The sequence below is a fragment of the Actinomyces sp. oral taxon 175 str. F0384 genome (genome assembly GCF_000223355.1).
In the GTDB taxonomy this organism is placed as follows: domain Bacteria; phylum Actinomycetota; class Actinomycetes; order Actinomycetales; family Actinomycetaceae; genus Actinomyces; species Actinomyces oris.
Genome location: NZ_AFUR01000002.1, coordinates 37262 through 61298, shown reverse-complemented (window position 1 = coordinate 61298; position 24037 = coordinate 37262). Strand labels below are relative to the sequence as shown.

Below are 24037 nucleotides of genomic sequence, written 5' to 3'. Positions count from 1 at the left end.
CCTCCTTACGCGGGGCGTCGGGCCACGGACAGCCCCGGCGCCAGATCCTCCACGAGGGCGGCCGTGGCCGGGTCGACCTGGGCCAGGTCGTCGGCACCGGCGGCCGACAGGAGCCCGTGAACCTCCCGCTCCAGCTCACCGCGGCCGCGCCGGGCCGCCAGGCGCAGGCGGTCACGCCACAGCCCCTGGTCCAGGTCCACGACCGCCAGGCCGGTGGCGATGGCCATCCCCGCGCCGTCGGGGTCGGTGTCCCCGGTGAGCTCGACGACGCGGTGGGCGGCGTCCACGACGAGCGCGTTGTACTGGTGGGCGGCGCGCACACGCGCCATCCAGGTGTAGCGTCCCTCCTCGGCGCCGGCCACCATGGGGCCGCGCACCAGGCGCAGGGCCTCGATGAGCAGCTCGACCTCGCGCTGAGGCGGGCAGCCGCGGGACGAGGCCAGCAGCGAGCGCAGCACGTCCCAGTCGACGACGACCCCCGGCCCCATGACGAGGCGCCCCTCGGCGTCCTCACGCAGGTGGGGCAGACCCTGGGCGTCGTGGCCCAGCCAGGCGCGCAGCCGCTCCACGGTGCCGGCCACCACGTCCGCGGTGGCTCCCAGCGGCCAGAGCATGGTGCCCAGCACTGCCGGGCGGATGCCCTCGGGGTGGAGGGCCACGCAGATGGCGGCCTCGGTGAGGATCGAGCGGCGCTCGGGCTCGACCGCGCCGGCGGCCTCCACGAGCGTCTGCCCCAGCACCTGGATGCGCACGTCGGCGGTGCGCAGGGCCGCCGTCATCATCGGCGGCATGGGCGGGTCGGGGATCGGCGGGCGCGTGCCGTCGTCGGTCACCTGGGTCGGGCCGAAGAGGTGTGCCAGTCCCAGGACCTCGTTCTCGGTGGCGCGCGTGGCCCGCACCGCGATGCCCAGCTGGTCGATGCGGGCGGTGCCGGAGGCGTCGACGTCAATGGTCCAGCGTGCCCGGCCGTCACCGCCGGCGCGCACGACGGCGTAGTCGCCGCCGGGCGGCAGGCTCGGCGTGGCCTCACCGTTGCCCACGAGGACGAAGGTCGTGGCCGCCCCGGGGCGACGGCCGGTGATGACGTCGACCCGGCCCGGCAACGGGCTACTGGCCAGGAGGGCCTCCGGCGTCTGGATGCGACCGCCGGCCACCTCGCGCAACGCGGTCGGCAGGCCGGCGCCCACGACGACGGCATCCTGGGACCAGGAGTTGGTGCACAGCTCCAGGGCGAAGGCGGTGACGACCTCCGCGGCCATGGCGGGGTCACCGGTGACGGCGACCTCGCCGTCGGCGAAGGCCAGGTCGATGAGGATGTCGGCGCCACTGGCGATGCGGCCCACGGTCACCAGGCCCGGCAGGAGGGAGCCGTTCGGGGTGGGGGCCGGCTCCCGGCCGGCGCGCATCACCCAGGTCAGGCCCTCCTCCTGGACGCGCCAGGGGGCCGGGGCCTCGGGGACGGCCTGGGCCAGGCGCAGGTAGCAGGCGTCGTCGTCGATGGCGACGGCGTAGGGGCGGGGGCTGCCGGGGATCGAGTCCAGGGAGCGCAGGATGGCGTTGAGGCGCTGGGCGCGGCGCTCGTCGGCGCCCACGCGCAGGAGCCGCTCGAGCTCGCCGGAGCCCTCGTCGAAGGCCCCGCCGGAGAGCTGGCGCCGGCGGCGCACGAGCACCGAGACGAGGGAGGCGGCCAGGAGCGCGCCGACCGCCGGCATCTGGACGGGCGGGACGTCGCGCAGGGTGGAGGCCAGGCCCTGGTCAATGCCGGCGCCGCCGGAGCGCGCCTCCTCCGGGTTGGGAGTGGCCGGGGCGGGGGTGGCCGGCGCCGGAGCCACCGGGACGGCCTCGACCCGGGGCACGGAGGAGGCCTCCTCGGGCATGACCATGAGCCAGCCGGGCTGGATGAGCCGGGCCAGTTCCAGGGAGCCGCCGTCGGGCTGGACGCGGCCGGCGTTGAGGTCGTAGATCCGCGTGTAGGCGCGCCCGTCGCCAAGGTTGCGCTCGGCGATGTCCCAGAGGTTGTCGTGATAGCGGCCCTCGGGCGGCTGGACCACGTAGACGCGCTGGCCCACGAGCTGGGAGCCGAGGGCGGGGTCGATCTCGACGCCGCCGACCATGTAGCGCATCTGCTGGCTGCCGTCGGGGTTCTGGGCCACGGTCCCAGAGGTGATCGAGGCGCCCGAGGCGTCGGTGGTCCGGGTGGCGGCGCGGGCGGAGTCCTGGGCGGCGGCGACGGCGGGGGTGGGCTCCTCGACCACCGGGGCGGCCGCGGCGGCCAGCGGGCCGCTGACGGCGCCCAGCAGCAGCACGGAGGCCACGAGCCGACGGGCCACGGCCTGCACCCCGCCGGAGAAGGGGACGTGCCCGGGGACGCTGCGGCCGCGAATGGCGGAGACGGTCTCCACCAGGGTGCAGAAGGTGAACTGCATCCAGGCCAGCCAGATCACCCAGGTGAGGACGCCCAGGAGGGCGTCCACGGAGATCGCCTGGGTGAGAGTGTCCAGCCCCAGCTCGGTGGGGATGGGGGGAAGGCCGACGGTGGCCAGCAGCAGGACCGGCAGGCCGATGATGACCAGTATGAGGAGGAGGGCGGCCAGGAGTGACTTCCACACCGGGGGGCGCGTGCTGCGCACCGGGGAACGGAAGCGTTCGGGTCCGGCGGCCTGGGCTCGTTGAGCGGCGCGGCTCACTGATCCTCCTTGAAGATACCGACGGCGTTGCGGGCCTCGCCGGTGACGGTGACATGAATGGACGTGACTCCGACGAGTCGCAGCATCGTGGTGGGCACGTCACGCTCGACGGTGACGGCGACCCCTCGCGCGGTGACATCGACGCTGGAGCTCTGGGCCAGGCCGCCCTGAGCCAGGTAGGTGCGGGCGGCGGAGGTGGCGGCGGCGCTGTCCACCGAGACGGTGGCGCCTCCGCGCACGTCGTCGGTGGACAGGTGCTGGGCTCCGGCGCGGGCGGCCTGCTCGGCCTGGTCGGCCAGGGTGGCGCGGGCGTTGAGGACGCGGCCGCCCTCGATGCACAGTCCGGCCATGAGCATGAGGACCGCGGCGATGATGACGGCGTAGACGGAGACGGCCCCGCGCTCGCCGTCGTGGCGGAGCCGGTGGCGCACGGAGGTGACGATCCGGTTCATCGGGTTCCCCTCCAGGTGTCGACAGGTGCGGTGGAGCTCGCCGTGACCGTGGTGGCGCCCGGCAGGAAGACCAGGCCCAGGTCGGACAGCTCGACGCGGCAGCTGACGGTGGCGGTGACGGTACCGCCCCGGCCGAAGCCGCCGACGTCGACTCCCCCCGAGCATCGAGCGTTGGCGGTGTCCGCGGCGGCCAGGCTGCGGCGGGCGGCGGCGTCGGCATCCCCGGCGGAGCGCTCGATGGAGGCGGCCCGGGCGGCGTCACGGGCGGCGGCCTGGACCATGCCCTCGGCGGAGACCAGGCGGCCCCCGGCGACGGCGATCATGACGATGAGCAGGAGCACCGGGACCAGGACGATCATCTCGACGGACATGCTGCCCCGCTCGCCGGCATCGGCGCCGCCGGCGACTGGGCGCAGGCGATCGCGGAGTGCCTTGGCAGCGAGCCAGGCTCGGCCGCCGGTGACGGCCCGGGTGGTGGTCGGGGTGGGGGTCACGTGTCCTCCCGGAAGGTCTCGCGCTCGGAGGTGACCGAGGCCCGCACCTTGGGGGCGAAGCCGGCGATGATGTCCATGGACTTGCCCGTCACCTCGACATTGACCTGGTTACCGATCACGACGACGTCCACCGACACGTCGGTGAGCGCCTTGCCGCCGACCCGGTGGGCGTAGGCCTCTCCGTCGGTCTTGGCGGCAGCGATGGCGGAGGAGTCGGCCGAGCCGTTGCGGACCTCGCGGGCAACCTCTCGGGCGGTGGAGGTCGCCACCTCGTTGCCGTACCAGCTCAGTGCGACCTGCACGGTGAGCAGCACGATGAGCAGGAGCAGCGGGAAGAAGACGAGCAGCTCGACGCTGGAGGCCCCGGCCTCCGAGCGCAAGCGCCTCGTCATTCCTCTCCGCAGCGACTGCATGATCGTCATCCTCTTATCACGGGGCCCCGTTGCCGCCGCCTCCGTTGCCGATGTCCGGCACCTGGAGGTTGGAGGAGGCGTTGTTGACCATGCTGTAAATGGCCTTGCCGACAACAGCCGCCAGGACGATGAGGAAGCCGGTGATGATGACCCACTCGACGGTCGAGGCTCCCTTCTCCTCCGACAGGCGGTTGCCGACCCGCTCGCGCAGGTCGCCGGCGAGCATCTGGAGTGTGCACAGCATCTTGAGCATGCTTTGTCCTTTCCTTGAGAGAAACTGGGTGGTGAAGGTGTGGACGGTGAATCGTCGCAGGCTCTCAGTCAAGCGACCGGTCGAAAGGCAGTCAACTGGTTCGTGGAGGTTCTCCGTTCACGGGGCGGTCGGGCGGATCTGAGGGGTTCACACGGATCCGATGATTCCGGTCAGGGCCGGGTAGACGAGGAAGACGATGAAGCCCATGGCGACGATGAGCTGGGCCACGAGCATGGACTCGGAGTTCTCTCCGGCCTTGCCCTCGGCATCGGACAGGTCGCGGCGGCGCATGCTGGAGGCCCGGGCGCCCAGGGACTCGCGGATCTTGGCGCCGTCCTCGGCCACGAGCGCCAGGGCGGCGGACAGGTCTCGCAGTTCGTCGATGCGCAGCTGGGTTCCCAGCCGGCCCAGGGCCGCCCAGGGCGTGTCCCCGCGCAGCCGGGCCACGTCGAGGGCGTCGCGGATGCGGAGCATGGCGGGGTCGTCGGAGAGGCTCGAGGCGGCGTCGAGGGCCTCGGGGACGCCGCGCCCCGCGGACAGGGACATGGCCACGAGGTCCAGGTAGGAGCCGACGACGTGGCGGAAGTCCCGGCGCGCCTCCTCGGCATCGTTGCGCAGGCGCAGCGTGGGCAGCAGCAGACCGGCAACTCCCAGGGCGACGCTCAGCAGCAGGGGCACGGACCATCCCAGGGGCGCCCCCATGACCTGCATGAGGCCGACGACGAGCAGTGGTGCGGCGAAGCCCCCCACCCCGAGGAAGACCGAGGTCACCATGTGCCGCTCCAGGGAGCGCCTCACGACGGCCAGGTCCCCGGTCAGGGAGGACAGGTCGATGCCGGTGCGCCGTACGAGGGAGGTGATGCGCAGACTGAGGGTGTCCACCCATTCGGGGGTGTCCGCCTCAGAGGGGTTGAGACGACGAACGTCCGCACGCATGCGGCCCTCGTCGCGGCGGGTGTCCAGCTCGGCCAGGGCCGCGGCGGGCTGAGTGGCGGGGGGCGCCAGGATGAGGATGAGGGCGAACAGGCCCGCCCCACTGAGCGCACCACCGATGAGGATCCAGGTGATCATGCGTTCTCACCCCCGGCCGGGGAGGAGACGGTCAGGAAGCGCCGCGGCAGCTGAACGCCGGCCAGGCGCCGCATCCAGAGCATGCCGACGGCGAAGAGCGCCACAACGACGACCAGCACCAGCTGGCCCTGCACGCTGGAGTAGGGGGCCACGAAGCTCCGGTTGAAGACGGCCAGCCCCAGCATGACGACGATGGAGAAGATGACGACGATCTGGGCCGAGCGCCGGGTGCCGGCGCGGGAGGCGGAGACGCGCTGTCGCATGTCGAGCTCGGAGCGGGCCGTGTCCGCCAGGGCGCTGAGGAGCTGACGCAGACCGGGCCCGCGCAGGCGGGCGTTCATGATGAGGGCGGAGACGATGAGGTCCGCCGTGGGGTCGTCGAGGTCGTCGGCGAACTGGCGCAGCGCCGTCGGCAGGGGGACGCGCACGCGCATGCGATCCGCCAGGAGGGCGAGGTCCTCGCGCAGGACCGGGGCGGCGGCGTAGACGGTGGCGGGGATGGCCTGCTCCAGGCCCACGGCGCCAGCAATGGTGTCCCGCAGCGACTCGGACCAGGTGGCCAGGGCCTCGATCTTGGCGGCGGCGAGCTTCTCCTGCTTGGCTCCGCCGAAGAGCAGCGGCCAGACGATGACCAGCAAGCCGGCGGCGACGGCCAGGACGATCCAGCGGGTGAGCAGCAGGACGCCCAGGCCGACGACGAGGGAGGCGATGAGCCGGCCGGACAGGCCCTTGAGGCTGTCGCGCAGGGAGCCCGAGGAGCCGGGGCGGTCGGGCATCATGTCGACGCCCATGAAGAACCCGACGAAGAGGAAGAGCCCTCCGCCGACAAGTGCGCCGGCGAGGATGGCAATAGTGGCGGTGGCCTGGTTCACGCGTAACCACCCCGGTAGGCGGCGGCCGGGTCGTAGCCGGCGTTGATGAGGTCGTTGACGCAGGAGATCGGTGCGGCCGGCTGGGCGGTACCGGTCCCGTCGTCGGCGAAGACCTCACTGGACAGGACCCGCCCGTCGACGCCGTTGACCTCGCGCACGGAGGCGACGTAGCGGCGCAGCCCCCCGCCCTGGGAGAAGCGGTTCTCCCGAGTCAGGAAGATGACGAAGTCGACGGCGCCGGCGATGAGGAGGTTGGTGGCGTCCTGGGGCAGGTGCTCGGCCGACTGGATGGCGTAGGTGGCGATGCGGTTGAACACCTCGGAGGAGGAGTTCGCGTGGATGGTGGACAGCGAGCCGTCGTTGCCCTGGCTCATGGCGTTGAGCATGGTGACGATCTCGTCGCCCAGGACCTCACCGACGATGACCCGCGAGGGGTTCATGCGCAGTGAGCGTCGCACCAGGTCTGCCATGGAGATCGCGCCGGAGCCCTCGGAGTTGGGCAGGCGCTCCTCGAAGGCGACGACGTTGGGGTGCAGGTCCGCGAACTCGCCCAGGCCCAGCTCCAGGGCGCGCTCGACGGTGATGAGGCGCTCCTCGGGTGGGATCTCGTTGGCCAGGGCGCGCAGGAAGGTGGTCTTCCCGGCGTTCGTGGCGCCGGCGATCATGATGTTCTTGCGGGCCCGCACGGCCGCCGAGCAGAAGGCGGCCAGCCGCGGGGTCAGGGATCCGAGCCGGACCAGGTCATCGAGGCCCACCCGGTCCAGGCGGGCGCGTCGCACCGAGATCGAGGGCCGCGAGCAGACCTCCATGACGGCGGACAGGCGCGAGCCGTCCGGCAGGCGCAGGTCCAGCTGGGGGTTGGCGGAGTCGAAGGGACGCGAGGCCAGGCCCGAGTAGGAGCCGAGGACCTGCACGAGCTCGATGAGCTCCTCGTCGGACTCGGCCACCGGGGCGCCGCGCTCCTCACGGCCGTCGGCGTACTGGATGAAGACGTTGTCGTAGCCGTTGATGTCGATGTTCTCGACATCCTTGTTGTCCAGCAGGGGCTGGAGGCGGCCGACGCCGAAGAGCGCCGCGTGGATGCCCTGGGAGACCTCTTCCTCCTCCTGGGCGTTGAGCGGGCTGCGGCCGGCGGCGATCTCGGCGCGGGCGTGCTGCTCGAGCACGCGGCCGATGAGGGCGCGGGCGAACTGGCGCTCGTCCTCCGGGGACATCGGGGGGATGCCGGAGGTGGCGTCGTCGCGGCGCTGCTGGGCCAGGAGGTCGGCGACCTCCTCGCGCATGTCGCGGACGAGTCCCTGGTCGACGCTCATGCGGCACCTCCATTGATGACGGCGCCGGCGAGGGCGGTGGCGACGGTTCTGGCCGAGCGCACCAGCAGGGTGCGGCCCAGGGGGCGGGCACGACGGCCCGCCAGGGAGTCCGCGGCGCTCTGGTCGAAGGCCAGGACGCCGATGACGGGGACCTCCAGGCCGCTGCCGCGCAGCAGGCGGGTAAGGTCGTCGGCCTCGTGGCGGGCCTTCCAGGGCGCGATGAGGAGGACACCGAGGCGGACCCGCTCGGAGCGGCGGGAGGTCTCGGCAACGATCCAGGACAGCCGCTCACGCAGGTGGCCGTAGTTCTCCACGCCGGGGCGCACGGCGACCAGGGTGATGTCGGAGGCCATGGCCACGCCCAGGCTCGGTGCGCCGGGAGACAGACGGCCGACGTCGGCGATGATGTCCCCCTGGCGTTGCAGGCTGGTAGCCAGCCCGGACCAGCCCGCCCCGATGGCTGTGGCCTGGTCGGGGCGCGACAGGCCCACGAGGACGGGCAGGTCGCCCTCGATGAGGGTGAGGTGATCGCGCAGGGGCGCGGCCGGGTCACGGCGGATGGCGGCGGCCAGGGAGACGACGCCCCGGTCGCTGTCCAGGGGCGCACCCTCACGGGAGTGGGTGCGATAGACCAGGTCGGACCCGGCGGGGTCGAGCTCGGCCAGGACGGCCGGACGGGGCCAGACCGCGGCGAGCACGTGGGCGCTCGTCGAGGCGCCGGGCGACCCCTTCGCGGAGGCGATCGAGATGAGCATCAGCTCTCCTTGATCGGCTGCCCGGACGCGGTCAGGACGACGGCGATGGTTCCGTTGGCCGATGCACTCGCGAGCTTGGCGGAGCCCTTCTTGTCAACGAGGACGGAGATGACGGCGCCGGAGGTCCAGTCCTCACTGGTACCCGAGGAGGGCTTGGCGGCGAGCACCTGGGCGTCGGAGACGATGACGTTCTGGGAACCGATGTCGACGATGTCGACCTTGTCGCCGGGCTGCAGGCCACCGGCCGGGAAGCGCCCGGCGTTGGCGGAGACGCCGACGACCTGGAGGTCCCCGCCGGGCACCGGGTTGGTGGCGAGCTGGGAGGTGTCCAGCAGCTGGCCCTTGGAGATCTCCACGCGGGCGGTGCGGCCGATGACCTGGTCGATCTGGTCCGCGCGCACCAGGGTGGTGAGGTCTGAGGAGACCGAGGCGCTCACCAGATCCTCTTTGTCAATGACCTGCCCCGCCTTGATGGTGTCCTTGGCGGCCAGCATCTGGACGCGCTGATCCAGACGCATGGCCAGCAGGCCCGCGAGCAGGGCGCCGCCGACGATGAGCAGGACGGCGAGGGCGGCCAGGAGCGGGCGGCGCTCGCGCGGCGCGGAGGGGAGGTGACCACCGGAGTCACGGGTCTGGCGGGCGGGCTGAGGCTGACCGACGTCATTCGTGCGACGCCGTGAGGAGCGTCCGTTCTTGGACAGTGCCATGGGGAGACCTCAAGTCGAATCGGATGGGACAGCGACAGCACCGTAGCCTATCCGTGACCATCTTGGCTGACTGAACGGCCAGGATCCGGAAGAAAGTCACATGGGTTGTTATCCCCTTGCGATCCGATGCGGATCGTGAAAAGGTACTGGAAGCGACGGCCGTCACAGTCGCAATCACATGAAGAGCCCTCAGGTATTCTTCGAGTGACTCAATGAACCAACCAATGAGGAGGAACCTCAGTATGATCCAGGCAGACCTTGAGACCCTCAAGACCCTCTACCAGACCCTCAAGGACGACGTCCAGCGGGCCGACGACATTCAGAAGCTGACCGACACCGCCCTCCAGAACGCCGTCTGGGAAAGCGCCAACGCCAAGGCCTTCCGCGACGCCTGGACCGAGTTCAAGCCGAAGCTCGTCACGTTCGAGCAGGTGTTCGCCACCGCCGCGACCGACGTTGCCAACAACTACAACAACAACGTTGACGCCAACGGTGAGAACCTCGAGCACCTCGCCCCCGTTGAGGCGATCGCCTGAGCGACCCTCTCGCCTGAATGGGTCGGGAACAGCGTGTGCTGCTCCCGACCCATTCAGCGTCCCTAGGCTCAGGCTCTCTCTCGGCTACATACAGCCTCGAGACATCTGACATCAATCTGCAGGCCCACCCGACGCGAAGCAGCATCACCCTCATCCATCTAATTCGGTAGGCGATGGATATTGCACCCTCAAATACAAGAAGCCAGTTCAATGGAGTCGTTGTCATGTCTGTTCGGATAGCCCGCCTCTTGACATGCTTTGCCTGCGTGGTTCTGTCGGCCTCCAGCTGTTCGTTGTCGAAATCTAGCGATGTGAAGTCGGCAGTTGCGCCCAGCAGTGTTGCCCCGTCCGAAGTCGGAGCAGAATGCCCTGGAGTACCAACGACATCGTTGGACGCAGTCGCGAAGAATTTCTCTTTTCGTCCATCTGAGGCTCTGCGGCGCAACTCCGATGTTGTGACGAACGTTGAATGCTATGGCCATAACGACAAGCGTTTGATGGTATTTTACTCGCACTATGGCGAGAATCTGAAGGGGAAGGACGTCCACGAGCTGTCAAAAGCCTATCGAGCCTCGCAGCCCAGTAGTACCTTCCCCGTCGCGGGAGTCGTGGGCGCTAAAGGTGAGGTTATCCTCGGAGATGACGGTGGGGGCAGCTCAATCATCACATGCGGCAACTCCTTCATCCTCGTCTCCTTCTACCCGTGGCAAGAACTAGGAGACAACCTCGACGTCAATCTTCGCAACCTGGCACTGTCGATGGTGCCTTGGGTCTGTCAGGGCGAGCCGGTACCCGGCCTTGGGGCGGACCTGACACCAGCGTTCCCCAACGGGACACCTACGGCATCGACCTCGCCAGAGGCGCCAGGAGGCGAACCGTCCCCAACTGCACCTGAATCGGAGTCAGGGCTGTAGCGGCCCCACCACACCACCCTCTACCGCCCCACAGGTGACGGCTCAGAGGACGTCACTAAGGGCTCAGGCCAGTCCCGGGATGCAATGAAGTAGGGGGCATGCAGAAGCCGCGATCGCTGCGACGCCCCTCGTCCCCGTGCTGACCATCCACGCTGCACACGTGAGTCCAGGCGGCCTCTGGGTGGTGTCATGATTCCGCGGCGCGCGATCGGTAAGCGCGACCCCCGAGCTGCATGACAACCGACCGGGCCCCACACCCGCAGTCGGCGACAATCCGCTATCCTTCACACGAAAGCGCCCTTCGCTTGAAGTTCTCGAACGGCAGGAGCCCGCCTTGTCGCAGGCGAAGCGATACCGTCACCCCACTTGCATCACCTCAACAGTCAACACCTAAGTTTAAGGTCAGGTTGTCATGAAGCTTCGGTCTCGGTGCTTTGTCGTTGCGAGTGTCGCTATGGTGTTTCTGAGTGTGTCGTGCTCTGTGGTTGGCGGCGGAGAGGTGCCCCCTAAGAAGGTCGCGCCATTGCGTTCAGTCATGTTGACTCGTGAGGACGTCCCTGGGGCCACTGACGTGAAGTGGTCGAATATCTCGGGATACCAGAGTAATTGCCCCACCGCGGATGATGACCTCAATCTGTCGTTGTCATCGGATCCTGAGACTCATTTGAGTGTCGAACGCCTTGAGGGTGATGGGATGTCCGTTACCCAGGCACTGATCTTCAATCTCATAGAGAGCGACAAGGGTGGACGTGTTCGTGCTCTGCAAGCAGATGTCATAGCCTGCGACGGTGTAGAGACGACTGAGAATCGCCCCTGGCCCGACAGGCCCGCACCTGCCCCCGCGGAGCGAGTGAGCGTGGCGATGTCGACACTGGAACCGGGCTCCCTGCCCAAGGGCGCCTTCGGATTGAGGCAGCGGGCCACCACACGAGCCAGTGTCGTTGTCGTGGACATGGTCTACGCACCTGTGAGACGCGGAGACCAGCAGGGCATCCTCATGATCCGTACCGCCGCAACCGAGGGCAAGACCAGTCCGCAAGACGCCGTCGGGCTGCTGAACAAGGCGCTCCACCGCGCCGACGCCCGCATCGACCCCGATCAGCTGATCGCGCCGGCGCAGACGTCGCCGGCATCAGGCAGCGTCACGGCAACACCGACATCGCCGCCAACACCCTGAGCCCACCCACGAACGCACCTTCCTGCGACTCTGGGTTGGAGCGCCTCCGACAGTGGAAGCGTCGTCAGCCAGAGGCGGTAGCCGTTGACGTCTGCACCGTCGGAGAACAGGGATGTGGCCTTCGTCGGACTGCCGTGACTTGGTTGTGATCTGGCGGGTAGGGTCAGAGGGTTCCTGCTGCGCCGGGTGACTGTGTGCGGCCCGATCGTGGAGGTGTTCCGTCATGACTCGTTCGCTTGCTCGTTTGTCTGGTCGCTGCCGTGTCGCCAGCGCCCTGGGGGCGGGCGTGCTGGCTGCCTCGCTGGCGCTGGCTGGCTGCTCGTCGAGCAGCCCGAAAGGTGGAGGCACGATCCCGCCCCTCAACACCGCGGGCGCCAGTGCTGCATCGACGACGGCACCGGCCGCCTCGGGTGGGGCGTCCTCGAAAGGCTCGGCGGCACCGACGACTCTGGATGCTCAGAAACTGACTGACGAGTCCATCGGCTACTACGTGGACTTCGTCCCCCAGAGACTGGACACCACCCAGACCCAGGCTGCCCTGGGATACCTGGCCTACGACAGGGCGACGTGGGAGGCATACCGTGATCTGGATGGCGACCTGTCAGCCGTCGAAGCCTCCACAACCGGTGCAGCGTTGGAGAATTATCGCAAGACCTACCGTGAGGCCCAGGAATCAGGTGGGCGTGAGGTCGGAACGTCACGGGTGACGGTTATGTCCGTGGAGATACAGTCGGACAGCGAAGCCGCAGTCGACGTGTGCTCCGATCAGACTCAGATAAAACAGGTCTCAGAGTCAGGTAAAGACATCACACAACCTGACTGGCGGCATACACATTCCTATCTTGTATCGGTGAAACTGACGGACGGTGCCTGGAAGGTTGCTTCGCTTGAGAAGAAGGGGACGGACATTTGCTGAAAAAACATCTCTTCAAGCTCATGGTGGCCGTGTCGCTTGCCGGCGCTGGCGCACTCACTCCGACGGGCCCAGCGTCAGCCAACACGCGCGACAGTGGTGGTGGTGTGACACCGTCGGTGTCCGGGTCTGAGGGCACGGGGTACGAGGTGCAGATCTCGGTGAAGTCAGAATCGGCGGCACCCGGAGGCGGGGGCGGCGACGGCGGTGGTAGTGAGTCCTGGTCCACGCAGGCCACCACCACCGTGCAGCCGGTGTGCTTCTACGCCCATCCCGTCCCAGGGCACGCTGTGGCCAAGCACATGGAGGACTGGTACAAGGAGTCACAGGGCGACCCAGCAATGAAGAAACGCGCTGACTACGTCGGCGCCAGGGACTTTCCTGACTGGAAGAAGCACGCCCAGGAGGACGGTAACTGGTATCACGCCGACTGCAAGAAGGAACGGGCGGCCGACGGCGAGACCTTCGGGTGGATCCTGTACAACTTCTTCAAGGTGAACAACAATCCCGAGTCGATATTCGTACCGGCCGGCCAGCAGCCGCCACGAGTGCCGGTGGACGGGGCCACTCTGGCCCGGGCCGCGTGGAACGCGATCAAGCTGCCGACCCCGACAGTGGAGACCAACCCCAAGGTCGGCCCCCAGGGCGCGACCCTGGTAGGCATGGACACCTGGGTGTGGGCCACCGGCAACACGCCCAAGACCGTGACCGCCACCGCCACAGCCGGCCCGACCACGGCCACAGTGACAGCATCATCAGCAGGGCTGCAGCTGTCGGCCCCCGACGGGAAGGCCTCCTGTCAAGGCTTCGGAGTCGTCTGGCACTCCGGCATGCCCGAGGGCTCCAGCCCCTGCACCATCTCCTTCAACCGCAGCTCGGCCCACCTGGGCGGCACCACACCACTGACAGTGTCCGTGGCCTACAGCGTGACCTACACCGGCAGCGACGGCGCCAACGGCACCCTGCCAGGACTCACCACCACCAGCACCATCAACCTCCCCGTCGCCGAGGTCCAGACCCTCACCACCAACCACAACAACCCCCGCCAGAACTGAACCGGCACCGGCATCGAAAGACAGTCGGACGAGAGTTATCAAGCAATAGAATTTCCGGGCAACACACATCCTACAACAGGCGGATAACATCAAGTGAATGGACACGATTCCCACTCCAAGGCTGACGGCGATTCACTTCGCATGCAACGCCAGTCGCCCACCCGTGTCATACTTGCCACTCTATTGACGGCAACCCTTCTGGTGCTGATCGGAGTCTCTTGGCGCCTTCTAGGGAACCACAACGAGCGCACTCGCAAGAAGATGCCCGACCTCACGGTTCCCAGCGTCATTCCGAGCGATTCCGCTCAAACATGCCGCGGCATACCCGACAAAAGCGTGCAGGCCTTGCTGGGTTCCTACGGAGACGACTTGACCTATGATTCAGTACATCTCCAGAACTACACAACCTGCACCATTATGAACTCAAACGAGAACATTCTTAGGATCGTCTACGGCCATGCAGATGGCGATAACATCCCTTCCGACAAGATCGCGACCGAGAAGAATGGGGCGAAACCAGTCGCCCTACAGTCCGCCCCACAAGGTCATGGACTCGTGAATTCCACAGATTCCGCCAACGCAGAAATTGTTTACCAGTGCGGGCAAGGACAGTTCATCTCAATCACCATCCAAGGCTACGTCCTTGAAACCCCGGTCGAAAGCAACCTGATTAATATGGCGAATTCGATTTCCTCACTGGCTTGCACCACATAGATGGCCGCCCTCTCCTGCCTCGACCTTCACCAACAGCGCCGGCAGATGCGTCGTCGCCCACCCTCACGGCCGGGGACATCTCGCGCCGGCGGGTGCTGTCTGCGCGTCCGGGGACAGGATTCCTGTCCCCGGACGCGCGGGACGTCCCCGGCCCGAAGAGAGTGTCCCCGACGGCGTCGAATGTCCCCGCGGACAGGGAGTCAGGCCCAGGGCTGGCGCTGGGCCCACTCCTGCGGGCTGACGCGGCGCCCGGTGTAGAAGGGCGTGTCCACGCGCACGTGCATGCGCGCATCCGTGTAGCGCTGGTGGTGCAGGACCCCCTCGAGCCGGTCGAGGCTGTCGGCCTCGAAGCCGAGAATCCACTCGTAGTCGCTCAGGCCGAAGGTGGACAGGGTCGAGCCCTTGACGTCGGGGTACTTGGAGAAGCCGTGGCGCCCGTGCTGGGCCATCATGCGCGAGCGCTCCTCGGGCTCGAGCAGGTACCACTCGTAGGAACGCACGAAGGGGTAGACCATGACCCAGTCGCGCGGCGCCACCCCGGCCAGGCAGGCCGGCACGTGGCGGGGATTGAACTCGGCGGGCGTGTGCAGCCCCATGCATGACCACACCGGCTCCAGGTAGCGGCCCAGCGCACTGCCACGCAGGCGGTGGTAGGCGTCCTGAAGGACCTCGGGGTCGTCGTCGAGCCACCACACGAGCAGGTCGGCGTCGGCGCGCAGGCCCCCGACGTCGTACCAGCCGCGCGTCGTCACGCCGCCGGCCTCGACGAAGTTGGCGCTCTCCCCCAGGAGCTGCTCGCGCTCGGGCTGGGAGGCGGGCAGCGGGCGAGCCAGGCGGAAGACGGCGTAAAGGGTGTAGTGGTACTGGTTGTTGATGGCCTCCAGGTCGACGTCGGTGGCGTCGCGCGGGTCGCGGTGGGGGCGGCGCTCCTCGTCCTCGAAGCGGTGCAGGCCACCCTCACCGGGGTGACCGCCGGGATGTCCGTGCTGGCCGTGGGTGTCGGTGCTCATTCTCTTCTCCTGGTTCTTATCGGAGCTACTGGGATGGGGACTATCGAGAGCCGTCGCCGTCGGTCCCGTGGTGAGCGGGCCGGCCGGGGTGGCCGGCCCCGTTCCGGCAGCACGAGTCCGGGCAGACCGTGTGGAACGGGCCGACGCCGGTGGTCGAGTCGGGCCGGACGTCCTCACCGCGGGCGGCGGCGGCCCGCTCGAAGAGGATGTCGACGAGGGAGTCGATGAAGGCCGGGTGGGTGCCGACGGTGGCAGCGCGCGCATACGGCATCCCCAGGTCGCGGGCGGTCTGGGCGGCCTCGGTGTCGAGGTCGAAGACGACCTCCATGTGGTCGGAGATGAAGCCGAAGGGGGCCACGACGACGCCCCCGGGTCGCTCCACGGAACGGCCGTCGGTCAGGTGCCCGGCGGCCAGGGCCTCAAGGTGGTCGTTGACGTCCGGTTCGAGCCAGCGGGCCTGCGGCGGGCCGGAGCGTGAGCAGTAGACGAGGTCGGCCTCCACCGTGTCCAGGCCGAGACGACGGGCGACCTCGGGCACGAGGACGGCGGCCAGCGCCTCGTGCTGAGCGACGTAGGAGACCTCCGTGGACAGGTCGGCGGCCACACCCGGCTCTCGCCGCCCGGTCTCGGTCGGGCCGTGCGCGTCAGAAGTGCCGGAGGCGCCGGGTGCGCTCTTGGGACCCGCCCCCGGGGCGGAGCCGGCCTCCATACCCAGGGGGATGGAGTGGGTGACAAGCACGAGTCGCGCGTCCGCGGCCGCCACTCCCTGCTCGGCCAGGGCGCCGTAGGCCTCGACGATGGCGTCAATGTTGGCCTGCAGCAGGCCGGGGGTGTTGTAGTAGGGGCGCGTCTTGTCCGCGGTGAGCTCCACGGGACCGCCCCCGTCCCCGCCGACCCGGGCAGCGGCGTCGGCCTCGAATCCCTCACCGGTGGAGCCGTCCGCGCCGTCGGCGAGCAGGGCGACGGCACCGGCCAGGTCCTCGCGGTACTGGCGGCACCCGGAGTAGGAGCCGAAGGCCGCGGTGGGCAGGGCCAGGACGCGGCGGGCCCCGGCGTCGGCCAGCTCGCGCAGGGCCTGGCTGACGAAGGGGTGCCAGTTGCGGTTGCCGACGATGATCGGCAGCGTCGAGCCGCGCTCGGCCAGGCGGGCCTGGAGGGCGTCGCGCAGCTCGGCGTTGCACGCGTTGATCGGGGAGGCGCCGCCGACGCTCTGGTAGTGGCCGGAGACCTCCACGAGGCGAGAATCGGGCACGCCGCGGCCGGCGGTGGCGTTGCGCATGAAGGGCAGGACGTCCTCGGGGCGGCGGGGCCCGCCGTAGGACTGCAGAAGGATGGCGTCGTAGGGGGCCAGCGGGTCGAGGGCCGGGACAGTGGCTGGGGCTCCGGCGAGGTCGGCGCCCGGGAGGGTGTCCGGGCGTGCGTCCAGGCACGCGGGAGCCTCCTGGGTGGACCCGGGCACGGGCGCGGCGGTGTCAGTCATGGTTCTCTCCTGTGCTTTCCAAACCCCAGACGAGGTTGAGGGCCTGACGGTAGGCCTCCTCGCGGCCATCCTGGCCGGCGCGGCGGGCCATGACGGTGGGCTGGTGGAGGAGGCGGGCGGCCAGGTGGTGCAGGGCCCGCTCGGCCTGCGCCAGGGGCACCATGGGCTCACCGTCGATCTCGCTGGCGGCCTCGAAGCCGGGCTCGGCAGCGAGGTGATGGTGGGGGCAGGCCCCTGCGGCGGCGTCGGCGCTGTTGACACCGCTGACGCCGGTTCCGGCGCGCCCGTCGACGGCGGGGACGGCCAGGGCGAGGCGGCGGGCGGGCTGGGGGCGCAGGCGGGCGGCCTCCTCGGCGACGACGCGACCCACCTGGGCGCGCAGGGCGGTGATGAGGGGGTCCATGGCCCGGCCGGCCAGGGTGCGCTCGAAGTCAGCGGCCTCGGCCTCGACGATGGCGCGGGCGGCGGTCACCTGCTGGGCCTCGGCCTCGGGAACGGCGTCGCGCACGCGGGCCAGGTCGAGGTGGACGACGCCGGGCAGGGCGCCGACGGCCTCATCGACGTCGCGGGTCAGGGCCAGGTCGAGGATGACGAGCGGCCGGCCGGCTCCCCCGGCCGAGCCGGCTCGCTCGGCGGCGACGGGGGCGACGACGTCGGCGGTGAGGATCGGCCCGCCGGTGCCGCGGCAGGTGACCACAAGGTCGGCGCGGCTCATGGCCTGGCTCAGGGCGTCGGTGGGGACGGCGCGCAGGCCGTGGCCGGCGGCGAAGGCCTCGGCGCGGTTGGAGGCGGAGTAGACGGCGATGTCGCTCAAGCCTCGGGCGCGCAGGTCGGCGACGGTGGCGCCGGCGTAGGAGCCGGTGCCGACGATGAGGGCGCGGCAGTCCTCCAGCGGCGGCAGGTGGCCGGCGGCCTGATCCACGCCGACGGCGACGACGCTGCGCCCCTGACCGGACAGCTCGGTCTCGTGGGCCACCCGGCGGGCGGTGGCCGAGGCGCGCTCGACGACCCGCACGAGCTCGGGGCTGAGCGTGCCCTCGGCGGCGGCGGTCTCGGCGGCGCGCCGGACCTGGCCGACGATCTGGGCCTCACCGACCACCATCGACCTCAGGCCCGCGGCGATGGCGAGCATCTCCCGGCGGGCGGCCGCCCCGACCAGGTGGGTCACTAGGAGGCCGCTCGGGGGGAGCCCGGCGCGCTCGGCCAGGAAGGCGGTGATGGTCTCGCCCAGGTCTGACGCCGCGGTGGACCGGCTCGCGTCAGCCGGAGAGAGGTCCGGGTGCAGGGCCGCCGGACAGCCGGTGTCCGCCCAGGAGTCGGCATCGATGAGCAGGGTCAGGCGGTTGCAGGTGGACAGCACCAGGACCCCGCGCAGCGCCGGGACCGCCTCCAGGAGGTCCGACCCCAGCCCCGGGGCGACCGCACCGAGCCGGGCAACGACGTCGAGGCCCGGCAGTCGATGGTCTGCGGAGAGAAGATGAGTAGTCACAACGAGCGCTATTGAAACATCACCGTGGGGAGCAGGCACAATAGCGGCGTGGCGACACACACCCGACATCATGACAATGCGTCATCACCATATTTCTGACACTCTGTCAGGACCCGACGGATGTCTGGAACGCCGCATCATCACGCGCAATAAACCCTCTCTGACCACTGCTGACAGGAGGCAGTCGGATATGTCTCGCATTCAGTTCCCTTATCGCAGGGAAAGCACGCGGCGTCAGCATTCTTCGCCCGATAACAGCGATTTCGTCACCGGCAGTTCACACAATGATTCAATGACTTGCGAGCCGGCGGCGAGGGCTGCCGGAGCGGCACGGCCTGCCGGGACCACGACGGGACCGGCTCCGTCGCCGGCGCTCCTGGAGGCGCTGGCGGGACGGAGGCCCGCGCGCACACCGGTGTGGTTCATGCGTCAGGCGGGACGTTCGCTGCCGGAGTACCGCGCGCTGCGGGCGCGCGCCGGCGTGCCGATGCTGGATGCCTGCCTGGATCCTGCGCTGGCGGCGGAGGTGACGCTGCAGCCGGTGCGGCGCCACGGCGTCGACGCCGCCGTCTTCTTCTCCGACATCATGGTGCCGCTGCGCCTGGCGGGCGTCGGAGTGCGGATCGAGGAGGGCGTCGGGCCGGTCCTCGACGCCCCGGTGCGCAGCGGCCGCGAGGTGGGCGAGCTGGTGGCCCGCCGCTTCGGTGACGGCCCCGACACCGAGGGGGTCGGGGCGATCGAGGAGGCGGTGCGGCGCGTCGTCGTCGAGCTGGGCAGTCCGCAGGCGCCGGGCGTGCGCGAGGGGCTGAGCGAGCGGGCGCGCGCCGGGCTGGAGCACAGTGCCGGGTCGGCGGGGTGGACGCCGGTGCTCGCCTTCGGCGGGGCGCCCTTCACGCTGGCGGCCTACCTGGTGGAGGGCCGACCCAGTCGCGACCACCTGGCGGCGCGCACGCTCATGCGCGCCGACCCCGACTCCTGGGACCGGCTCATGACCTGGTGCGCGCGCCTGACCGGCGAGTTCATCGCCACCCAGGTGCGTGCCGGGGCGGCCGCGGCCCAGCTCTTCGACTCCTGGGCGGGCTCGCTGTCCCCGCGCGCCTACCGCGAGCGCGTGGCCCCCTACTCGGCGCTCGCGCTGGATGTCGCCCGCCAGGCCGTCTCCCCCACCACCGGTGAGGCGGCGCCGCTCATCCACTTCGGGACCGGGACCGCCCGGCTGCTGGGGCTCATGCGGCAGGCGGGGGCCGACGCCGTCGGCGTGGACGAGCGCATCGAGCTGGGTGAGGCGATTGAGGTGCTGGCCGGGGCCGACCCGCAGGCGGGAGCCTGCCCGGTCCAGGGCAACCTCGACCCAGCGCTGCTGGCGGCGCCGTGGTCGCTGGTGGCCGCGGAGGTCGACGCGGTGCTGGCCGCCGGGCACGCGGCGCCGGGGCACGTGGTCAACCTGGGGCATGGGGTCCCGCCGGCCACTGACGCGAACGTCCTCACCCGGATCGTGGCTCGGGTGCACGGCTCGGCCGACTGGGAGTCCGTGGCCCTGGCCGGGTGGGAGGCATGAGCGAGGAGGCCGTCGGGGAGCGGCGGTGGGACGCGCTCGTCATCGGCGGCGGGATCGCGGGTCTGACGGCGGCCTGGGACCTCGTGCGCGCCGGGCTGCGGCCGCTGCTCATTGAGGCGCGCGGCTACACCGGAGGGCTCGTCGCCGCCGGGCCGATCGGCGGAGCACGCATGGACCTGGGCGCCGAGGGCTTCGTCGTGCGCGGCCAGGCAGCCACCTCCATGCTCGCCGAGCTGGGGCTGCGCACCGCCGCCCCGCACGGCCGGCCCCGTCTCTTCCTGCCGCCCCTCGCGCCGGGCGCCGACGAGCAGTCGTCCCAGTGGGGGTTGCACCGGTTTCCTGACCACGCCTACCTGGGGATCCCGGCGGACCCGCTGGCTCCTGACGTCGTCGCCATCATCGGGCAGGAGGCCGCGCGCCGGGCCGCACAGGATGCCGACCTTCCCGGCTCCGTGGGCACCGGCCCCGGGGATCCGGCCGACCTGGCCTCCTTCGTCACCGCCCGGATGGGGGCCGGCGTCCTGGAGCGCCTCGTGCGGCCCATCGTCGCGGGCATCCACTCGGCCGACCCGGCGGACCTGGCGGCCGATGTCGTCATGCCCGGGCTGCGGCGGGCCACGGCGGAGCTGGGGTCGCTCAGTGCCGCTGTGGCGGAGGTGCTGGAGCGGCGTCGGGCCCGCCAGGACGGGGCGGGTGGCCGGAGCGTGGACGCGGCCGTCAAGGGCGGGCTGTTCCGGCTCACTGACGCGCTGCGCGAGGCCATCGAGGCCGGCGGCGGGAGCGTGCGCACCCGCACCGGCGCCCAGTGGTTGCGGCCCGGCGGCGGCCAGGACTGCGCGGGCGGACAGGCGCCGGCCGCCTGGCGGGTGGGGATCGCCCCGACGCGCCGGGGTCCGACGCTGTCGGACGAGCCGCTACCCGATGGGGCGCAGGAGGTCGTGGTCACCGACCGCGTCGTCGTGGCCTGCTCGGCGGGGGCCGCGCTGCGGCTGCTGCGGGGGATTCCCTGCCTGCCCGCGAGCGCGACGGAGCTGACCGTGCCGGTGGGGGCGCCGATCGCCCGCTTCACGCTGGTGGCCCGGGCTCCGAAGCTCAGTGGCGAGCCGGTGGGCTCGGGGCTGCTCGTGGCGCCCGCCGGCGTTGCTGAGCCCGCTGGCCCCGCTGAGCCCGCCGCGTCGTCGTCGACCGGCACCGGGGCCTCTGTGCCGGACTCTCATGGGACGGATCCCGGTGGGGGGTCTGCGCGCCCGGTGGCCTGCCCGGTGCGGGCCAAGGCCCTGTCGCACCTGAGTGCCAAGTGGCCGTGGGTCGGTGCCGAGCTGCGGGCGCTGCACGGCCCGGACGTCCACGCGCTGCGCCTGTCCTACGGTCGGCCCGGGCAGCCGCGACCGCAGGTGGATCTGCAGGTGGCGCTCGATGACGTCGCGGCCCTGACCGGGGTGAGGATCAAGCCGGAGGCGGTCATCGACCACATGCTGGTGCGCTGGGACGGGACGCTGCCGCCGGTGACGCCCGCCTACCGGGAGCGCACGAGGCTCCTGGAGGAGCAGCTGGCGCCGGTGACGGGACTGGAGGTCACCGGGGCGTGGGTGGCGGGGACCGGGATCGCGGCCGTCGTCGAGCACGCCCGCGCCGCGGCCGGGCGCCTGGTGGGTTCCGATGATCGGTGAAGCGCCGCGCCAGGACGGGGGCGGGCGGCGCGTTCGTATATTAGGTCGCGAGTTCGTACTTCCAAGGTACGAAGGCGAGCCCTACGGTACGAACGCGACGATTGAGAACTGCGCACGAGGAGGGGATGCATGACCACGACGGGGACGGGCTCCTGGCGGCGGCTTCGGCTGGGCACGCGCGGCTCGCGCCTGGCGCTGACCCAGTCCGGGCAGGTCGCCGAAGCACTGATGGCGGCCGGCGGGGGCGGTGCGGCCGCCGCGGCCGGCAAGGCCAGCGAGGGTTCCGGCGGCCTGGGCATCGACCTGGTCACCGTGCGTACGGACGGCGACGGCGACCGCACGCCCCTACGGCAGCTCGGTGGGGTGGGGGTCTTCGCGGCCCGGCTGCGTCACGCGCTCCTGGATGGCGAGGTGGACCTGGTGGTCCACTCCTTCAAGGACCTGCCCACGCAGCCGGTCGAGGGTCTGGAAGTCATCTGCGTGCCGCCGCGCGAGGACCCGCGCGACGCCCTGTGCGCCCGCGACGGCCTGACCCTGGCCGACCTGCCCGAGGGGGCCCGCGTGGGCACCGGCTCGCCGCGCCGGGCCGCCCAGCTGCTGGCCGCCCGCCCCGACCTGGAGGTGGTGGACCTGCGCGGCAACGTGCCCACGCGCCTGGCGCGGGTGCGAGGCCTGGAGGTGGTCGGCGTCGGGACTGATGAGCCGGTGGCGCCGAGCCGAGCCGATGCCGCCGGCGACCTGGACGCGGTGGTCCTGGCCCTGTCGGGGCTGCGGCGTCTGGGTCTGGAGCACTGTGCGAGCGAGGTCCTGGACCTGGAGACGATGCTGCCCGCTCCGGCCCAGGGGGCCCTCGCCGTGGAGGCGCGAGCCGACGAGGACTCCGCGGAGCTGGCCCGAGCGGTGGCGGCGCTCGACGATGAGCCCACGCGCCTGGCGGTGACGGCCGAGCGGGCGCTCATGGCCCGGCTCGGGGCGGGCTGCGCGGCGCCGGTGGGGGCCTGGGCACACCTGCGGGGCGGCGGTCAGGAGCCGCGGGAGGAGCACGCCGAACACGGAACCGGGTGGAACGAGGAGTTCGGCGGCAATGACACCGCCGCGACCAGGACCAGGCAGGGCGCCGGGACTGGGCAGGATGCCGGGGCGGCGAGTGGCGGCCCGCGGCCAGTCGTCGCCGCGGATCGGGGCGATGAGCGCGGGGGGACGGAGCCGGCCGGAGCGGCGGGGCCGCAGGGTTCGGAGGTCTCACGCCGCTCGCCGCGGGTGCTCGTGCTGCGGGCGGTGGTCACCTCGCTCGATGGTGGCCAGGAGGTCGGCTGCGAGCTGAGCACTGAGCTGCCCGAGGCCACTGGGGGGCCGAGGACTCCCGGGGACACGGCGGCGGTTCGGGCGGCCGAGGCGCTGGGGGTCAGGGCGGCCGAGGTCCTGTTGGAGGACGGCGCCGACCAGATCGTCGACCTGCACGCCAACAAGCCCCGGCGGGACTGAGGCCATGGCGCAGTCCACCTCACGCACTGACTCGACCGGGAGCCAGCCGGGCCTGCCCCGGGAGGGCGGCGGGGCGCCGCTGTCGGGGCGGGTGGTTCTGCTGCCGCGCCTCAAGGAGCGCGACCGCATCGCCTCGGCGCTGGAGCGGGCCGGGGCGATGGTGCTGCGCGCCGCCGTGACGCGGACGGTTCCGGGTGAAGCAGCGGCGCTGGAGGCGACTGCGCGCAGGATCGTGGCGGGCGAGGCGGCCTGGCTGGTACTCACCTCGGCCCGAACCGTGGAGGCGCTGGTGCCGTACCTGCTTGCGGAAGCCGGAGTCGGCTCGGCGATCTGGAGGCACGGGCTCCACCAGGAACCCGGTACTCCCGCCCCCCACGACAGCGCCAGCACCCCAGCCATCCCACCGCTGCGGGTGGCTGTCGTCGGCCCGGCGACGGCACGTGCGTGGACCGAGCTCACCGGGACCGCCCCCGACCTGGTGGCCCGGGGATCGGCCACCGCCCTCCTGAAGGAACCAGAACTCGCCGGCCCACTGCCAGCCCCGAATGCTGCGCGGCGGGTGCTGCTGCCGGCCTCGGCGCTGGCCGACCCGGCACTGGCGGAGGGCCTGCGTCGAGCGGGCTGGGAGGTGGAGCAGGTGGCCGCCTACACGACCGTCACGGCCGACGCCCCTGACCTGCCCCCTGACCTGGATCGCACGTGGGCCACTGGCGGTGTGGACGCGGTCGTGCTCACCGCCCCGTCCACGACGCGGGCCGTCCTGGAGCTGCTCGGCCCGCCACCGCAGAGAACCGGGCTGGTGGCCATTGGCGCCACCACGGCAGCGGCCACCCGCAAGCTCGGTCTGACGGTCGCTGCCGTCGCCCCCTCCCCCACGCCCGAGGGGGTCCTCCAGGCCACCATCGACACCATCCGGGCCACAACGGGCCCCGCTCCTGCCCCTCAGGAGCCGCCGTGATGGCCACATACCGGCGAAAGTGTCACGATTGGCGACTTTTCATCGCCGCCACAGTCCCTGG

22 protein-coding genes are annotated in these 24037 nt (G+C 70.9%); 9 read left to right on the top strand and 13 right to left on the bottom strand.

Annotated features, from left to right (window positions below; all coding sequences use genetic code 11):
- Window positions 1–5 precede the first annotated feature (5 nt).
- The 10 genes from HMPREF9058_RS07110 to HMPREF9058_RS07065 form a co-directional block, all read right to left on the bottom strand.
- Window positions 6–2687: a hypothetical protein gene (locus HMPREF9058_RS07110; RefSeq protein ID WP_009747686.1), complete on the bottom strand. Its 2682-nt coding sequence runs from the start codon at window positions 2685–2687 to the stop codon at window positions 6–8.
- Complete coding sequence (locus HMPREF9058_RS07105) at window positions 2684–3139, bottom strand: TadE/TadG family type IV pilus assembly protein (protein WP_009406620.1); 456 nt, start codon at window positions 3137–3139, stop codon at window positions 2684–2686. The genes HMPREF9058_RS07110 and HMPREF9058_RS07105 overlap by 4 nt, the downstream gene beginning before the upstream one ends.
- Window positions 3136–3633, bottom strand: coding sequence for a TadE/TadG family type IV pilus assembly protein (locus HMPREF9058_RS07100; protein WP_009747684.1), 498 nt, complete (start codon window positions 3631–3633; stop codon window positions 3136–3138). Before HMPREF9058_RS07100 ends, HMPREF9058_RS07105 begins: the two co-directional genes overlap by 4 nt.
- Window positions 3630–4025: a TadE/TadG family type IV pilus assembly protein gene (locus HMPREF9058_RS07095; RefSeq protein WP_139018981.1), complete on the bottom strand. Its 396-nt coding sequence runs from the start codon at window positions 4023–4025 to the stop codon at window positions 3630–3632. The genes HMPREF9058_RS07100 and HMPREF9058_RS07095 overlap by 4 nt, the downstream gene beginning before the upstream one ends.
- Before the next feature lie 37 nt (window positions 4026–4062).
- Window positions 4063–4299 carry a hypothetical protein gene (locus HMPREF9058_RS07090; protein ID WP_009406646.1) on the bottom strand — a complete coding sequence of 79 codons (237 nt, stop codon included), beginning with the start codon at window positions 4297–4299 and terminating at the stop codon, window positions 4063–4065.
- A 147-nt stretch (window positions 4300–4446) separates the two neighbouring features.
- Window positions 4447–5370, bottom strand: coding sequence for a type II secretion system F family protein (locus HMPREF9058_RS07085; protein WP_009406594.1), 924 nt, complete (start codon window positions 5368–5370; stop codon window positions 4447–4449).
- Window positions 5367–6242 carry a type II secretion system F family protein gene (locus tag HMPREF9058_RS07080; protein WP_009406614.1) on the bottom strand — a complete coding sequence of 292 codons (876 nt, stop codon included), beginning with the start codon at window positions 6240–6242 and terminating at the stop codon, window positions 5367–5369. The genes HMPREF9058_RS07085 and HMPREF9058_RS07080 overlap by 4 nt, the downstream gene beginning before the upstream one ends.
- The gene (locus HMPREF9058_RS07075; RefSeq protein ID WP_009747685.1) at window positions 6239–7555 is read right to left on the bottom strand and encodes a CpaF family protein; all 1317 of its coding nucleotides are present in this window, start codon (window positions 7553–7555) and stop codon (window positions 6239–6241) included. The genes HMPREF9058_RS07080 and HMPREF9058_RS07075 overlap by 4 nt, the downstream gene beginning before the upstream one ends.
- A complete protein-coding gene (locus tag HMPREF9058_RS07070) occupies window positions 7552–8310 on the bottom strand; it encodes a hypothetical protein (protein WP_009747711.1) in 759 nt (252 codons plus the stop codon). Before HMPREF9058_RS07070 ends, HMPREF9058_RS07075 begins: the two co-directional genes overlap by 4 nt.
- Window positions 8310–9017 (bottom strand): SAF domain-containing protein, encoded by a 708-nt coding sequence (locus HMPREF9058_RS07065; protein WP_009406593.1) that lies wholly within the window; start codon window positions 9015–9017, stop codon window positions 8310–8312. The genes HMPREF9058_RS07070 and HMPREF9058_RS07065 overlap by 1 nt, the downstream gene beginning before the upstream one ends.
- 242 nt (window positions 9018–9259) lie before the next feature.
- Between HMPREF9058_RS07065 and HMPREF9058_RS07060 the strand changes: the two genes are divergently transcribed.
- The 5 genes from HMPREF9058_RS07060 to HMPREF9058_RS13400 all read left to right on the top strand — a co-directional run bounded on the left by HMPREF9058_RS07060 (window position 9260) and on the right by HMPREF9058_RS13400 (window position 14326).
- On the top strand, window positions 9260–9553 hold the full coding sequence (locus tag HMPREF9058_RS07060) for a hypothetical protein (RefSeq protein ID WP_009747694.1): 294 nt from the start codon (window positions 9260–9262) through the stop codon (window positions 9551–9553).
- Between the two features lie 1770 nt (window positions 9554–11323).
- Window positions 11324–11644, top strand: coding sequence for a hypothetical protein (locus HMPREF9058_RS07055; RefSeq protein WP_009747712.1), 321 nt, complete (start codon window positions 11324–11326; stop codon window positions 11642–11644).
- A 223-nt stretch (window positions 11645–11867) separates the two neighbouring features.
- Window positions 11868–12560 (top strand): hypothetical protein, encoded by a 693-nt coding sequence (locus tag HMPREF9058_RS13065; protein ID WP_009406638.1) that lies wholly within the window; start codon window positions 11868–11870, stop codon window positions 12558–12560.
- Between the two features lie 158 nt (window positions 12561–12718).
- A complete protein-coding gene (locus HMPREF9058_RS07045) occupies window positions 12719–13612 on the top strand; it encodes a hypothetical protein (RefSeq protein ID WP_254654086.1) in 894 nt (297 codons plus the stop codon).
- Window positions 13613–13753: 141 nt separating this feature from the next.
- Entirely contained in the window at window positions 13754–14326 is a 573-nt protein-coding gene (locus HMPREF9058_RS13400; protein WP_139018980.1) for a hypothetical protein, read from the top strand.
- A gap of 200 nt (window positions 14327–14526) precedes the next feature.
- Here the strand turns inward: HMPREF9058_RS13400 and hemQ are convergent, their stop codons facing one another.
- Genes hemQ through HMPREF9058_RS07030 form a run of 3 tightly spaced genes read right to left on the bottom strand, consistent with a single transcriptional unit; the run spans window position 14527 to window position 18305 of the window.
- Window positions 14527–15336: a hydrogen peroxide-dependent heme synthase gene (gene hemQ, locus HMPREF9058_RS07040; protein WP_009406625.1), complete on the bottom strand. Its 810-nt coding sequence runs from the start codon at window positions 15334–15336 to the stop codon at window positions 14527–14529.
- 40 nt (window positions 15337–15376) lie between these two features.
- On the bottom strand, window positions 15377–16816 hold the full coding sequence (locus HMPREF9058_RS07035) for a ferrochelatase (RefSeq protein WP_009747704.1): 1440 nt from the start codon (window positions 16814–16816) through the stop codon (window positions 15377–15379).
- Entirely contained in the window at window positions 16809–18305 is a 1497-nt protein-coding gene (locus HMPREF9058_RS07030) for a glutamyl-tRNA reductase (protein ID WP_043537885.1), read from the bottom strand. Before HMPREF9058_RS07030 ends, HMPREF9058_RS07035 begins: the two co-directional genes overlap by 8 nt.
- Window positions 18306–18597: 292 nt before the next feature.
- Between HMPREF9058_RS07030 and HMPREF9058_RS07025 the strand changes: the two genes are divergently transcribed.
- From HMPREF9058_RS07025 to HMPREF9058_RS07010, 4 genes are all read left to right on the top strand, one after another.
- Window positions 18598–19863: a uroporphyrinogen decarboxylase gene (locus tag HMPREF9058_RS07025; protein WP_302621222.1), complete on the top strand. Its 1266-nt coding sequence runs from the start codon at window positions 18598–18600 to the stop codon at window positions 19861–19863.
- Entirely contained in the window at window positions 19860–21533 is a 1674-nt protein-coding gene (locus tag HMPREF9058_RS07020; RefSeq protein ID WP_009747714.1) for an NAD(P)/FAD-dependent oxidoreductase, read from the top strand. The genes HMPREF9058_RS07025 and HMPREF9058_RS07020 overlap by 4 nt, the downstream gene beginning before the upstream one ends.
- Window positions 21534–21662: 129 nt before the next feature.
- Complete coding sequence (locus HMPREF9058_RS12790) at window positions 21663–23018, top strand: hydroxymethylbilane synthase (protein ID WP_009747664.1); 1356 nt, start codon at window positions 21663–21665, stop codon at window positions 23016–23018.
- Window positions 23019–23022: 4 nt separating this feature from the next.
- Window positions 23023–23976, top strand: a complete 954-nt coding sequence (locus HMPREF9058_RS07010; protein ID WP_009747699.1) for a uroporphyrinogen-III synthase — start codon at window positions 23023–23025, stop codon at window positions 23974–23976.
- Window positions 23977–24037 lie beyond the last annotated feature (61 nt).

Bases quoted from the DNA above. Each gene is read 5' to 3' on its own strand.
- HMPREF9058_RS07105 (WP_009406620.1), bottom strand. From the start codon at position 3,139: ATGAACCGGATCGTCACCTCCGTGCGCCACCGGCTCCGCCACGACGGC.
- HMPREF9058_RS07095 (WP_139018981.1), bottom strand. From the start codon at position 4,025: ATGACGAGGCGCTTGCGCTCGGAGGCCGGGGCCTCCAGCGTCGAGCTG.
- HMPREF9058_RS07090 (WP_009406646.1), bottom strand. From the start codon at position 4,299: ATGCTCAAGATGCTGTGCACACTCCAGATGCTCGCCGGCGACCTGCGC.
- HMPREF9058_RS07085 (WP_009406594.1), bottom strand. From the start codon at position 5,370: ATGATCACCTGGATCCTCATCGGTGGTGCGCTCAGTGGGGCGGGCCTG.
- HMPREF9058_RS07075 (WP_009747685.1), bottom strand. From the start codon at position 7,555: ATGAGCGTCGACCAGGGACTCGTCCGCGACATGCGCGAGGAGGTCGCC.
- HMPREF9058_RS07070 (WP_009747711.1), bottom strand. From the start codon at position 8,310: ATGCTCATCTCGATCGCCTCCGCGAAGGGGTCGCCCGGCGCCTCGACG.
- HMPREF9058_RS07065 (WP_009406593.1), bottom strand. From the start codon at position 9,017: ATGGCACTGTCCAAGAACGGACGCTCCTCACGGCGTCGCACGAATGAC.
- HMPREF9058_RS07060 (WP_009747694.1), top strand. From the start codon at position 9,260: ATGATCCAGGCAGACCTTGAGACCCTCAAGACCCTCTACCAGACCCTC.
- HMPREF9058_RS13065 (WP_009406638.1), top strand. From the start codon at position 11,868: ATGACTCGTTCGCTTGCTCGTTTGTCTGGTCGCTGCCGTGTCGCCAGC.
- HMPREF9058_RS13400 (WP_139018980.1), top strand. From the start codon at position 13,754: ATGCAACGCCAGTCGCCCACCCGTGTCATACTTGCCACTCTATTGACG.
- hemQ (WP_009406625.1), bottom strand. From the start codon at position 15,336: ATGAGCACCGACACCCACGGCCAGCACGGACATCCCGGCGGTCACCCC.
- HMPREF9058_RS07035 (WP_009747704.1), bottom strand. From the start codon at position 16,816: ATGACTGACACCGCCGCGCCCGTGCCCGGGTCCACCCAGGAGGCTCCC.
- HMPREF9058_RS07025 (WP_302621222.1), top strand. From the start codon at position 18,598: ATGACTTGCGAGCCGGCGGCGAGGGCTGCCGGAGCGGCACGGCCTGCC.
- HMPREF9058_RS07020 (WP_009747714.1), top strand. From the start codon at position 19,860: ATGAGCGAGGAGGCCGTCGGGGAGCGGCGGTGGGACGCGCTCGTCATC.
- HMPREF9058_RS12790 (WP_009747664.1), top strand. From the start codon at position 21,663: ATGACCACGACGGGGACGGGCTCCTGGCGGCGGCTTCGGCTGGGCACG.
- HMPREF9058_RS07010 (WP_009747699.1), top strand. From the start codon at position 23,023: ATGGCGCAGTCCACCTCACGCACTGACTCGACCGGGAGCCAGCCGGGC.